We start from the raw sequence: 12,071 nt of genomic DNA on the forward strand, positions 1-12,071 counted from the left end.
TTATTATCCTCTTCTTACTAACCAATTGCTTTTTCAATAACTTGAATTAGACGAAAGTGTTTAGTTTTTGATAAAGGACGCGTTTCCATAATGCTTACTTTATCTCCAATGTGGGCTTGATTTTGTTCATCATGTGCTAAATATTTTTTTGAATACTTTACACGTTTTTTATATAAGGGGTTATTTTTATATGTTTCAACTAAAACAGTAATTGTTTTTTCAGCTTTATCTGAAATAACACGTCCTTGTAAGACTTTACGACTATTTCTTTTCATTATTTTTTCCCTGTCCCTTTCTTAGTTGTTTTGTCATCGGCTTTTTTTGTTGTTTTACTAGAGGTTAAGATTTTATCACGATTTTCTTTTCAATTTGTACCATAAGTATATTCTTTTGCGTTAGGGTCTTTTGTTTTTAATTCTAAATCAATTTTAACTCCTGAACCACGCCCTTTTGCAGCGCTACCCATCGCAACAGAACTTTTAATTGCTGCTAATTTTTCTTTTGCATTAAGTTCAGTTGTTTTTTTAGTTGTCTTAGTTGGCTCTGCTTTTTTTGCTCCTTTTGGTACTTCAATGTGTGCTTTAGCCGAAGTAACTGATTTAACAGTTACTGTTGTTTTGTCGCTTGGTGTTATTTTACTTTTTGCTGCTGGTTTCTTTGCCGCAGCTTTTTCTTTAATTAAAGTTTTTAATGTTGCATCTTTATCAGTTTTAGTTTCTTGTACAACATCTTTTTTAGCCACTGAGGCTTTTTTTACAGCTGATGTAGCTGCTTTTCCAGTTGTCGGTTTTTCTTCCCCAACAACTTTTTTCTTAGGAGATTCTTTCCCACCGGCTGGTTTCTTTGTCGCAACTGGTGTTTTTTGTTCATCAAGAACATTTGCTTCTCCTGTTGTTGAAACAACAGCTTCTTCTGTTAAGTCCATTGCGTCATTTAATGGTAAATCCATTAAACTTGGCATTTCTCCTTCAGCAGCTTGTTGCTCAGCCATCATTTGCTCAATTTTTGCCTTGCGGTGTTTTGCAAATGCTTGTGATTCTTTTTCAATTTTCGCATATGTTTCATTTAAATTAACTTTAACATTAATTGCGGTGTTTTCCCCAGCATTTTTACGAGCAGATAAGATTGTTAAAATGCAAGCAATTTGCTTTTTTAATTCCCCAATGCGATGTGGTTTTTCTAAATTCCCCATTGCTGATTGGAATCGTAACGCAAATAATTCAGCACGTGATTCTTCTTCCAGTTTTTTCAATTCTTCAACTGATTTTTTGGTTAAATCATTCATCTCTTACTCTTTTCCTTTTTTAACAATCTTACATCTTACTGGTAATTTATGCATTGCTAATCGTAATGCTTCACGGGCAGTTTCTTCAGAAACACCTGCTACTTCAAACATGACCGTTCCTATTTTAACAACTGCTACTCATTCTTCGGGTGAACCTTTTCCTGAACCCATTCGAACTTCTAATGGTTTTTTTGTTTTTGCCATATGAGGAAAAATTCTAATTCAAACTTTTCCTCAACGTTTCATATAACGTGTCATTGCAATCCGCGCTGCTTCAATTTGGCGGTTTGTAATTCACGCTCCATCTAGTGATTTTAATCCAAATTCTCCAAAATCTACTTTCGTATTTCCTTTTGCTTTTCCTTCATATTTAATACGATGCGGACGACGATATTTTGTTCTTTTTGGTAATAACATTATTTTGCCTCCTTAGCAGCAGGGTGTGATTTTGGTCCTTGATCACGACGATTATTGTTTGAACGATTAAAGTCGCGTTTTTCAAACTTTGGTTTTTCATCACTTGTAGAAACTAATTCTTTGCTTAGGATTTCTCCCTTACAAATTCAAACTTTAACTCCAATTTGGCCATAGGTTGTTAAAGCTTCGGCTAAAGCATAATCAATATCACTACGTAAAGTTGCTAATGGTACGGTTCCTTCGGTATATCCTTCTGTTCGTGCCATATCTACACCACCTAAACGTCCTGAAACGGAAGTTTTAATTCCTTGTGCTCCAGCTTTCATTGCTTTTTTAATTGCTAATTTTTGAACACTTCTAAATGAAGCACGATTAACAATCTGTTCAGCAATGGTATTCGCCACTAATTGTGCATCAGTGTCTGGGTTTTTAATTTCAACAACATTAATTTTTACTTCTATTTTACGATCGCCGATTGTAACATGTACTAATTTTACTAATTTTGCGATGTTTTTTCCTTCTTGTCCTAAGACAACACCAACACGAGCAGTTCTAATAAAGATAACAATCTCTTTTTTTGTTCGTTCAATTTCAATTTTAGAAACACTTGCTCCTTTTAATTTTTTCATTAGAGCTTTTCTAATCTTGATATCTTGATGCAATCATTTGACATATTCTTGCTTTTCAGCGTATCATCTTGAATCTCACGTTTTAATAACTCCAACGCGTAATCCTGTTGGACTAACTTTTTGACCCATCTCTTGTTATCTTCCTTTCTTATTGTTGTCTATCACTAACAGTAACTGTGATGTGACTTGTTCTCTTCAATATTTCATATGCTCGCCCATGTGCACGCGGACGGAAACGTTTTAATGTTGGTCCTTCGTTAACAAAGATTTCTTTAATAAATAAGCAATCAGCATTCAATCCATTATTATTAACGGCATTTGCTACCGCTGATTTAACTAATTTTTGAACTGGAACTGATGATTTTTTGTTTGTGTTGTTAAGAATAACTATTGCGTCTCCCACTTTTTTATTCCGAATTAAATCGGTAACTAATCTTACTTTTCGTGGCGATATTCTAATACTTCTTAAGTTTGCTCTTACATCCATTTATATAATACTCACTTTCTGAATTTAATTATTTTTTCTTCTTCTTATCATCGCCATGTCCACCAAATTTTCTTGTTGGTGAGAATTCTCCCAATTTATGACCAACCATATCTTCGGTAACATAAACTGGAATATGTTCTTTTCCATTGTGGACAGCAAAAGTATGACCAATAAATTCTGGGAAGATAACGCTTCTTCTTGATCAAGTTTTAACAACTTCTTTTTTATTCGCAGTATTCAATGCTTCAACTTTTTTTTGTAAATGTTTATCAACAAATGGCCTTTTTTTCAGACTTCGTGACATTGTTTTACCTCCTATATATAATCTCTCTAATTTTGATTTTTACTTTCAACTATTATTTGTCGGATTGACTCTAATTAGCAAGATTATTTAGTACGTCTTCTAACGATTAATTTAGTTGAAGCTTTTTTCTTGTTACGAGTTTTCACTCCTAATGCTTTTTTACCTCATGGTGTCATTGGTGCTTTTCGACCAACCGGAGCTTTACCTTCTCCCCCACCATGGGGGTGATCATTTGGGTTCATAACTGACCCACGAACAGTTGGGCGAATTCCACGTCAGCGGTTTCGTCCTGCTTTTCCTCAATTTACTAGGGCGTAGTCTTCGTTTCCAACTTCACCAACTGTTGCTCGACATTCTCCTAAAACTTTACGAACTTCACCTGATGTTAATCGAATTGTGACATATTTACCATCTTCATCTTTCCCTAATAATTGCACTGATGAACCAGCTGAACGAGCTAATTGTCCACCTTTGCCTGGACGTAATTCTAAATTATGTAGAACAGTCCCTTCTGGAATGTTTTTTATTTTCATGCAGTTTCCAACTTTAATATCTGTTTTCTCACCACTAACAATTTGCATTCCAACTTTGATGGTTTTTGGTGCTAAAATATATCTTTTTTCACCATCAACATAATTAACTAAACAAATAAAGGCATTACGATTTGGATCATATTCAATTGTTGCAATTTTTCCAATAATATTATCTTTATTACGTTTAAAGTCAATAATACGATATTTAACTTTATGGCCGCCACCTTTATGTCTTGTTGTAATAACTCCTTGGTTATTACGACCAGCATGTTTTTTCCGAGTTTCAATTAATGATTTTTCCGGGCGATCAGTTGTCAATATGGAATAATCTAATGACGTCATATTACGACGACTCGGTGTGACTGGTTTAAAACTCTTAATTGGCATTTTTATTTATCCTCCTATTTCGCCAATAAACAGTCCCAGATAGTGTATCCTGGAATTATTTATCTTCTCCTAATAAATCTAATTTCTCACCTTGTTTTAATTTAATAATTGCACGTTTTGTGTATGTTGTCTCTCCAACAAATTTTCCCATTTTCTTTTCTTTTGGGTCATAATTAATAACATTAACTTTTTCAACCTTTACTTCAAAGATTTTTTCAAAAGCTTTTTTAATTTGAACTTTATTTGCTGTACGCGCAACTTCAAAAGTATAAACCCCATTCGCCATATTACGATATGTTTTTTCTGATAAAATTGGTTTTTTTATGACATTTGTAATATGCATTATGCGTACACCTCCTCAATTGCTTTTATTGCTTGTTCTGTTACTAATAATTTGTTTGCATTTAATAAATCATATATATTAATCCCAGCTGATGTAATTATATTTACCTTTTCAATATTACGTGATGATTTAAAATTAACTTCATCACCTTCTGTGGTAATAATTAATAGTTTTTCACCATTAACTTTTAAATTATTTAAAACTTCAACCATTGCTTTTGTTGAAGGTTTGTCAATTCCAAATTGATCAATTATCATAATATTTTTATCTTGAACTTTCAACGATAATGCAGATTTAATTGCTAATTTTCTAACTTTTTTATTAACATGTTTTAAATAATTTTTCTCTGGAGTTGGGCCAAAAACAATCCCTCCTCCTTTTCATTGTGGTGCTCTAATTGAACCTTGGCGAGCACGACCAGTTCCTTTTTGTCTTCAAGGTTTTCTTCCCCCACCAGATACTTCAGTTCTTGTCTTAGTTTTGTGTGTGCCTTGACGCATTGCGGCTTGTTGCGCAATAACAGCATCAAACATTGCTTGCTGATGTGGCTCAATTCCTCAAATGGCATCATTTACACTAATTTCTTTAAAGCTTGTTCCCTTCGCATCAAGTACTTGTAATTTCATTTTAAAATTCCTTTCTACAAAACTATTCTGTCTTTGATGCTGGTGCATCAGTGACTGCTGTTGGCGTTGTATCAACTGCTGCATCAACAACTCCTTCAACTGGTTTTTCTTCTTTTACTGTGGGCTCTGGTGTTTTTGTTTCAACAATTCTTTTAACTAATTTTGTTGGTGTATTTGGTTTTAAACCTTTAATTGCTTCTTTAATAACTACAAACTGTTTTTTTGGACCTGGAATTGAACCTTTTACCAATAAAGCATTTTTTTCAGTATCAATTGCAATAACTTCTAAATTTTGAATTGTTACTTTTTCGGTTCCCATATGTCCAGGCATTTTTTTAGATTTTAAAATCCGATTTGGGGCAATAGTTCCCATCGACCCAACACCACGGTGATAACCTGAACCATGTCCCATTGGTCCCCGTGAATAGTTATGTCTTTTAATTGAACCGGTAAATCCTTTCCCTTTTGAAGTTCCTGTAACATCAACGAATTCCCCAGCAGTAAAGATATCAGCTTTAATAATATCGCCAGGATTATAACCATCCATATTTCTGATTTCTTTAACGAAGCGCTTAGGTGTTGTATTCGCTTTTTTGAATTGTCCTTGGTCTGGTTTTGAAACCAAACTAATTCTTTTATCTTCGACAGCTAATTGAAGCGCTTGATAACCATTTTGTTCTTTTGTCAATACTCGTAAAACAACATTAGGTTGTACTTCAACTACTGTAACTGGTATTAATCTACCATCGGTAGCAAAAATTTGTGTCATACCAATTTTGCGCCCTAAGATTCCTTTCATTTCTTTCCTCCTTGAAAATACGTCATGTATATCTTGTCTATAAATTAAATTTAAGAATGGTTATTTATTTCATTTCAATTTCCACACCACTTGGTAACTGCACTCTTTTTAAAGTGTCAATTACCTTTGGACCATCAGGATTAATAATATCAATAATTCTTTTATGTGTTCTCATTTCAAATTGTTCTCTTGAATCTTTGTATTTATGAGTTGCTCTTAAAATAGTAATGATATTACGATCAGTTGGTAAAGGGATTGGTCCCCTTACCTCTACTCCTGCTGCTTGAGCTGCTTCAATGATTTTTTTAATTGATTGATCAACCACACGGTGATCAAAACCTTTTAATTTAATTCTCATTTTAGTTTGAGCCATTACTTTTCCTCCTAATTTATTCATATTTTTTGTGTAAACATTAACAACTCCTATCAGTGTATCAGTTATAGACTACAAAAGATGTTTCCACAAAATATACATTCTTATTCATCTTATTGGATAATAGGCAATAATGCAAGTCTTTTTTAAGAAAAAAAATAAAATATTTTATCTTTTTTACTTCTTTGTTTCATCTAATTTATAATTAATATTATAATAAAATTGGAATAATTACATGTTGAAAAGTAAGGAGAAAAATGGCAAAAGAAATAGAAAATAAAACTATTCTATGAAAAAAAACAAAGGACAATGGTTATGATTTGCGTTATCAAAAAATTCAAGAACATAAAGCACAGGTGTTTAAAATTCAACTTGAAACTTTAGCACGTAAAACATCACGAAGCCATGAAATTTACCGCAAAACAAACAAAAAACCACAGTTAGATAAAAAGAAAATCATTGATAAAAATAATCCAATGTATAAAATTTTATTAAATGCTCAAAAAAAGAATAAGCAATTAAAAAACCAAGCTTATAGAACAAAGGATCCTAATTATATTGATGTTAATAATATGACTGTCACTGACCGAATTAAAGTTATTAAATTAGCTAAAAAAATAGTCCTTATTATCGGCAATTATTATTAGAAAAAAATACAAATGTTTTATCAGAATTAGCGCGAAAACAAAAAATTGCAATGATGGAGCAAACCCACCAAAATAAAAAAAGAACTAAAACTAAAAAAATATAATCTGGTTGTTCTTTTTAATTAAAAATTACTTATGATAACTTTCATTATTAATAATCTTAAAACTACGATATATTTGTTCTAATAATACTAATCGGCATAATTGATGTGGTAAAGTTATTGCTCCAAAGCTTAATTGAAAATTAACCTTTGACAATAATTCATTATTATTATTATTATTATTAAAGCCATGACTGCCTCCAATAATAAACAATAACTTTGCTTTTTTAAAATCTTTAACTTCCTTAATATATGCAGCAATTTGTTCACTTGTTAAAATTTGACCTTGTGATGCTAATAATACTTTATAATATTCTGAATAATCTAATAGTTTTTTTATTACTAATGCTGTTTGTTCATTAATTGTTACTTGTTCATTCTTATTATTAACTTCTTTTAATTCAATAATTTCTAATTTTGCATAATGCTTAATTCTTTCAAAAAAAGTTTCATAGCCCATTATTTAGATACTTTTTATCTAATGAACCAATTGCCAGAATTTTAATATCCATTATTTATATTGGTCAGTAATTGAATCAACATTAATTGTTCATTTTAGAGCTGGGAAAGTATAATTTGTTTCTGGTGTTGGGAATTGACCACGTTTACCAACTTCCTTATCTTCTTCATCGGTTAAAATTCCTTTATCATCATTTTTTTTAACAAAACCTAATGCAATTTTAATATTTTGATCAATCTTAGCAGCATCTGGAATCGCATTAAAATTATAGTGATGATAATAATCATCTTTTAAACTCTCAAAGTCATAAAAACCATAACTTAGGAAAAATCATTGATGACCATAAGTTGGACTATCTTTTGTACTATTTGGATTTTCGTAAACAAGATAATTTGCATAACCTACTAATTTATCAATTGTTGATGTAAAAGTAAAACGATTATGTTCTCCTTGAAACTCAAAGCGAATTGTCACATTAGGAATAACAATTGCAAGATAACGTGCTGATTGATATCCACGATTTTGATCAATTTGATCATAACCTTGATTATAGCCATTTTTTGGATCATTTAATCATTCAAGAATCGATGCTATAGGTGATAATACTTTTAATGATGAAGGTGTATAAGGAGTTTTTTTGCCATCTGGTCAAGTTTGTTCTTTAACTCATTCTTTATTCTTTGTTTTTTCTGCATTTCCAGTCATTGTCACCAAATTATCATTTATTTTATTTAAAATTTTTTTATTTTCATTTGCAAGGAAAGCAACTTGACTATAGTATGGGTCATAACTAGTTGAATAATTGTTAAAAAATTCTTCTCATAATACTTTTTGATTAATTTTTTTACTATTATCAAAAGGATCTTGCGCATCAGTTTTTGCAGTTTTAATTAGTTCATCCTTTTGCCCTTTTAAGCCAGCTGCAATTTGCTCATCAGTTCACTTTGCTCCTTTACCAGTTGTTACACTATTATCTTTTGTTAAATTTATACCATGTAAAATAGGATTAATTGCATTATTAATTAAACCCAATTGCCCCCCCTGTAAACTGTATTCATAAGGAGCACCATTTTCATCTTTTCCTGATTGGGTTACATCATCAATTCCATTTGTTGATTTACCAGTTGCTGTTGGAGCATGACTAAATTTTTGATTTCCATTATACATAAAAGTAGGAATAGGATTTCCTTGTGGTGCACCACTACAAGCAACAGCTGATGCTGATGATGCTGTAACCAAAGTTGTTGCTGCAAAAATTGATAATAACTTACGCATTATAGTCCTCTTTTCTTAAACACTAATTTATTTTTCACTAATTAATATAGTATCCTAAATTTTTGTATTTTGCAAACCATAATCAGCAAATGAACCGTGTTTTTTTACAAACAATAATTCAACACTCCCAGTTGGACCATTTCGATGCTTTGATAAAATTAATTGTGCTTTTTCTGTTTCTAACATTGGTCCTTCCATATTATTTGAATCGTGAGAAGTATAATATTCTTCTCGAAATAAAAACATAATAATATCCGCATCTTGTTCAATTGCTCCTGAATCACGTAAATCAGACATAATTGGCCTTTTGTCTTCTCGTTTTTCAACTGATCGTGATAATTGGGATAAACAAATAATCGGAACCTCTAATTCACGTGCTAATGCTTTAAGTTGCCGCGAAATTGTTGAAACTTCCTGTTGACGTGAATCACCAAAATGAGTTCCAGTGCTAAGTAATTGTAAATAATCAATAACAACTAAACCAACTTCGTTTTCACGACATAATTTTCTTAACTTTGACTGTAATTCAATAACTTTCAAACCTGGTGTATCATCAATAAATAATTTTGTTTGTTTTAAAAAATCTGCCGCCTTGGTAATATTTTCTCAATCACGTGTTTGTAACCCTTTACCAGTTCGGACTTTAACAGAATCAACTGTTGAATAACTTCCTAGCATTCTTTGAATTAATTGTTCCGCTGGCATTTCAACTGAAAAAATAGCAACTGCTTTTTTTGATTGAGCAGCTGATTTAACAGCAAAATTTAAAACTAATGCTGTCTTTCCCATTGAAGGACGTGCCGCCAAAATAATAAAATCCCCTTTTTGAAAACCTGATGTCATACGATCTAAATCACGAAAACCACTTGGACTTCCTGTTAACATTTCACCAGAATTTTCTAACAATTCGATTTTTTGAAGTACTTTATCAACTTCATCATATGAAGTTTTAAATAAATTCCCTTTTCGCTCTTTTTTAACATCTAAGATTTCTTTTTCTGCATGACTAACAACTTCATCAATTGGCTGATGAGCATCAATCTGACGATTAATACTATCAACAACAGCCTTTAATCGACGTGAGGTTGTATTTTTAATAATAATATCTAAATATTCAGATAAATTAGCATCTGTTGTATATGATTGAAATAAATCAGTTAAAAATTCAATGCCACCAATTTTATTTAAAATATTATTTTTTAACATATAATTGCTTAATGTTGTAATATTAATAGCAACCTTTGCTGAAAATTGTTCTTGTAAAGTTTTGAAAATTACTTTGTAATTCATTACAGTAAAATCTTCTTCTGTTAAAATTGAAAAAACTTCTTCAGCTGCTGTAATGGAGTGTGCAATTATTGCTAAAACATTTTTTTCCGCATCATTAATAACATTAAGTTTATTTAATTCTGTTTTATTGATGTTTTCCATTAATTAACTCTCCTTTTTTTCTACCATCATTTTTAATGTTGCAATTATATTTGGAGCTAATTTAATTTTTAGGTAATGTAACCCAAAACTTGTTAAATTATTATTATCAATAAATTTCTTTTTATCAACTTTTAAATTAAATTCTTTTGCTAATCGATCTTCAATTTGTGTTAAAGAAACAGAACCAAATGTTTTATTATCATGAACTTTTAATTTAAAATTCAATGTTAATTCTTCTAATGTTGCTTTTAATTCTTCTAAAGAAGCTTTTGTTGCTGCTTCTTGTGCTGCTTGCTGTGATAAAACAACATTTAATTTAGCCAAATTAGCAGAAGTTGTTGGAATTGCAAAACCTTCTTTAATTAAATAATTTTTTGCATAACCATCAGCAACATCAATTACATCATTAACTTTTCCTTTTCCTTTAACATCTTTAATTAAAATAACTTTCATCATAATCACCTACTACAAATTATAACAGAAAACTTCTTAAAATAATTTTAATAAATAAAAAACGAATTATTTTCTTCGCTTTTTAACCAATATCTAATAAATATAACGATAGCACCGCTTTTTTAAAAACTTTATCCAAACGTTTTTCAGCTTCGCTATCTTCTTGATATGTTAAAGAATTCCGATATTTTGTATGTTGTAAAAAACTAAAAATATCATATTCTAACTTAGGATTAAAATCTTTAATTTCAGCTCGTTTTTCTTCTAACAGTGGTAATAACTTATTTAAAGCAATTAACTTAGCACTAATATTACCATTATTTGCAAAATACTCAGTAAAAATTATTTCTTTATTAATTTTGTTATCATCATTATCAATATTTTTTAAAGTTTTATTTGACATTAATCTTGGTTTTCTTCTTATCTTGCTATTACTACCAGTACTATTGTCTTTAACACCAAAACGTTTTACTTTTAATCCGTTATTAATTGCATCAACAATTTCAATACCAAATCAATCTAATAATTCATAAATTTTTGTTGGATAACTATTAAAAGCAACTGATTTATAATTATTCAAAGCACTAATTGTTGGTCCATCCGTTTCCATTGATAAATTAGTAATATTTAATGTATATTCACAAAATTTTAATAATTCTGAATCTTCAATAAAAAAATTATCAATTTGGTTATAAATTAAATCATAATTTTTTCCTTCGTTTTTCTTATTTATTTTTTTCCCTAAATTCAAATCTAAATCATTTGTTAAATCAATACTATAACTTTCTTTAATAATTCCTAATTCATGTAATTCATTATTTGCATCTAAATTAATATCAAAAAATAAAATTGCTTTATCAACATTCATTCCAAATAATTTAGTTGATGAATTATCTAATGATGACTTAATAAATTGATCATTAATCATAACTACTCAATCTGTAAGGATTTCTTTAAAATTCGTTAAAAAATATGCATATCTTTCGTTTTCATTTTTATCAAAAATTGACATACTTCACCCCTGTTTATATTCTGTTTTGCATTAGATGTATTATACCAAAAAAAGGCATTATATTAAACCCTCCCTCACAAAAATTCAGGATAATAGTAACAAGCAACCATTAAATTCAATTAAAAAAGCATATTAATAATTTAATATGCTTTTTTAATTAATTGTTTAAATCTATTTTGAAATGGTGGACCCGAACGGGATCGAACCGTCGACCCCCTGCGTGCAAGGCAGGTGCTCTTCCAGCTGAGCTACGGGCCCAAAATTCTTATAAAAAAATGGTCGGGCTAAATGGACTTGAACCATCGACCTCACCCTTATCAGGGGTGCGCTCTAACCGGCTGAGCTATAGCCCGAAAACCTAAATTATTATAACATTAAGTTTATTTAAAAAACAACCATAAATTTAAAATATTTTAAAAAAATAAAAAGCAAAATTAATTTGCTTTTTATTAGACTTCTTGCATAACCTAGTTATTTTAAAATTCCTATAAAATATATTTAAAATAGAA

General features: G+C 30.2%; 17 protein-coding genes and 2 tRNA genes. 1 reads left to right on the top strand and 18 read right to left on the bottom strand.

The genetic code is table 4. From position 1 onward, the window contains the following. Nucleotides 1-17: 17 nt before the first annotated feature. The 11 genes from rpsQ to rpsJ all read right to left on the bottom strand — a co-directional run bounded on the left by rpsQ (nucleotide 18) and on the right by rpsJ (nucleotide 6,183). Nucleotides 18-278, bottom strand: coding sequence for a 30S ribosomal protein S17 (gene rpsQ, locus EHU54_RS00375; RefSeq protein WP_400248345.1), 261 nt, complete (start codon nucleotides 276-278; stop codon nucleotides 18-20). After that, nucleotides 275-1,285: a 50S ribosomal protein L29 gene (gene rpmC, locus EHU54_RS00380; RefSeq protein WP_400248322.1), complete on the bottom strand. Its 1,011-nt coding sequence runs from the start codon at nucleotides 1,283-1,285 to the stop codon at nucleotides 275-277. The genes rpsQ and rpmC overlap by 4 nt, the downstream gene beginning before the upstream one ends. Nucleotides 1,286-1,288: 3 nt before the next feature. Then, a complete protein-coding gene (rplP, locus tag EHU54_RS00385) occupies nucleotides 1,289-1,702 on the bottom strand; it encodes a 50S ribosomal protein L16 (protein WP_400248324.1) in 414 nt (137 codons plus the stop codon). Beyond that, nucleotides 1,702-2,460, bottom strand: a complete 759-nt coding sequence (gene rpsC / locus EHU54_RS00390) for a 30S ribosomal protein S3 (RefSeq protein WP_400248325.1) — start codon at nucleotides 2,458-2,460, stop codon at nucleotides 1,702-1,704. The genes rplP and rpsC overlap by 1 nt, the downstream gene beginning before the upstream one ends. Nucleotides 2,461-2,479: 19 nt before the next feature. Continuing rightward, nucleotides 2,480-2,818 (bottom strand): 50S ribosomal protein L22, encoded by a 339-nt coding sequence (gene rplV, locus EHU54_RS00395; protein ID WP_400248327.1) that lies wholly within the window; start codon nucleotides 2,816-2,818, stop codon nucleotides 2,480-2,482. Between the two features lie 28 nt (nucleotides 2,819-2,846). Then, nucleotides 2,847-3,122 carry a 30S ribosomal protein S19 gene (gene rpsS / locus EHU54_RS00400; RefSeq protein ID WP_400248328.1) on the bottom strand — a complete coding sequence of 92 codons (276 nt, stop codon included), beginning with the start codon at nucleotides 3,120-3,122 and terminating at the stop codon, nucleotides 2,847-2,849. Nucleotides 3,123-3,205: 83 nt separating this feature from the next. Then, nucleotides 3,206-4,042 carry a 50S ribosomal protein L2 gene (gene rplB, locus EHU54_RS00405; protein ID WP_400248329.1) on the bottom strand — a complete coding sequence of 279 codons (837 nt, stop codon included), beginning with the start codon at nucleotides 4,040-4,042 and terminating at the stop codon, nucleotides 3,206-3,208. Nucleotides 4,043-4,097: 55 nt separating this feature from the next. Beyond that, on the bottom strand, nucleotides 4,098-4,385 hold the full coding sequence (gene rplW, locus EHU54_RS00410) for a 50S ribosomal protein L23 (protein WP_400248330.1): 288 nt from the start codon (nucleotides 4,383-4,385) through the stop codon (nucleotides 4,098-4,100). Continuing rightward, nucleotides 4,385-5,011 (bottom strand): 50S ribosomal protein L4, encoded by a 627-nt coding sequence (gene rplD / locus EHU54_RS00415; RefSeq protein WP_400248332.1) that lies wholly within the window; start codon nucleotides 5,009-5,011, stop codon nucleotides 4,385-4,387. The genes rplW and rplD overlap by 1 nt, the downstream gene beginning before the upstream one ends. 22 nt (nucleotides 5,012-5,033) lie before the next feature. Continuing rightward, nucleotides 5,034-5,810 carry a 50S ribosomal protein L3 gene (gene rplC / locus EHU54_RS00420; RefSeq protein ID WP_400248333.1) on the bottom strand — a complete coding sequence of 259 codons (777 nt, stop codon included), beginning with the start codon at nucleotides 5,808-5,810 and terminating at the stop codon, nucleotides 5,034-5,036. 64 nt (nucleotides 5,811-5,874) lie between these two features. Further along, the gene (gene rpsJ, locus EHU54_RS00425) at nucleotides 5,875-6,183 is read right to left on the bottom strand and encodes a 30S ribosomal protein S10 (protein WP_400248334.1); all 309 of its coding nucleotides are present in this window, start codon (nucleotides 6,181-6,183) and stop codon (nucleotides 5,875-5,877) included. Nucleotides 6,184-6,440: 257 nt separating this feature from the next. Here rpsJ and EHU54_RS00430 point away from each other — a divergent pair, with 257 nt between their 5' ends. Then, nucleotides 6,441-6,830 carry a hypothetical protein gene (locus EHU54_RS00430; protein ID WP_400248335.1) on the top strand — a complete coding sequence of 130 codons (390 nt, stop codon included), beginning with the start codon at nucleotides 6,441-6,443 and terminating at the stop codon, nucleotides 6,828-6,830. Nucleotides 6,831-6,959: 129 nt separating this feature from the next. On the opposite strand, the gene EHU54_RS00435 is transcribed toward EHU54_RS00430, so the two are convergent. The 7 genes from EHU54_RS00435 to EHU54_RS00465 form a co-directional block, all read right to left on the bottom strand. Further along, nucleotides 6,960-7,391 carry a 23S rRNA (pseudouridine(1915)-N(3))-methyltransferase RlmH gene (locus EHU54_RS00435; protein ID WP_400248337.1) on the bottom strand — a complete coding sequence of 144 codons (432 nt, stop codon included), beginning with the start codon at nucleotides 7,389-7,391 and terminating at the stop codon, nucleotides 6,960-6,962. 51 nt (nucleotides 7,392-7,442) lie between these two features. Next, nucleotides 7,443-8,666 carry a lipoprotein gene (locus tag EHU54_RS00440; RefSeq protein WP_400248338.1) on the bottom strand — a complete coding sequence of 408 codons (1,224 nt, stop codon included), beginning with the start codon at nucleotides 8,664-8,666 and terminating at the stop codon, nucleotides 7,443-7,445. Nucleotides 8,667-8,720: 54 nt separating this feature from the next. Continuing rightward, nucleotides 8,721-10,097 (bottom strand): replicative DNA helicase, encoded by a 1,377-nt coding sequence (dnaB, locus tag EHU54_RS00445; protein WP_400248339.1) that lies wholly within the window; start codon nucleotides 10,095-10,097, stop codon nucleotides 8,721-8,723. 3 nt (nucleotides 10,098-10,100) lie between these two features. Beyond that, nucleotides 10,101-10,553: a 50S ribosomal protein L9 gene (gene rplI, locus EHU54_RS00450; RefSeq protein ID WP_400248340.1), complete on the bottom strand. Its 453-nt coding sequence runs from the start codon at nucleotides 10,551-10,553 to the stop codon at nucleotides 10,101-10,103. A 79-nt stretch (nucleotides 10,554-10,632) separates the two neighbouring features. Beyond that, nucleotides 10,633-11,562, bottom strand: a complete 930-nt coding sequence (locus tag EHU54_RS00455) for a hypothetical protein (RefSeq protein WP_400248341.1) — start codon at nucleotides 11,560-11,562, stop codon at nucleotides 10,633-10,635. Nucleotides 11,563-11,744: 182 nt separating this feature from the next. Next, a tRNA-Ala gene (locus tag EHU54_RS00460) sits at nucleotides 11,745-11,820 on the bottom strand. Nucleotides 11,821-11,838: 18 nt separating this feature from the next. Continuing rightward, nucleotides 11,839-11,915 (bottom strand) — tRNA-Ile (locus EHU54_RS00465). Nucleotides 11,916-12,071 lie beyond the last annotated feature (156 nt).

Origin of the sequence: Spiroplasma sp. ald (assembly GCF_044714355.1) — a bacterium.
Taxonomy (GTDB): Bacteria; Bacillota_I; Bacilli_A; order Mycoplasmatales; family Mycoplasmataceae; genus Spiroplasma; species Spiroplasma phoeniceum.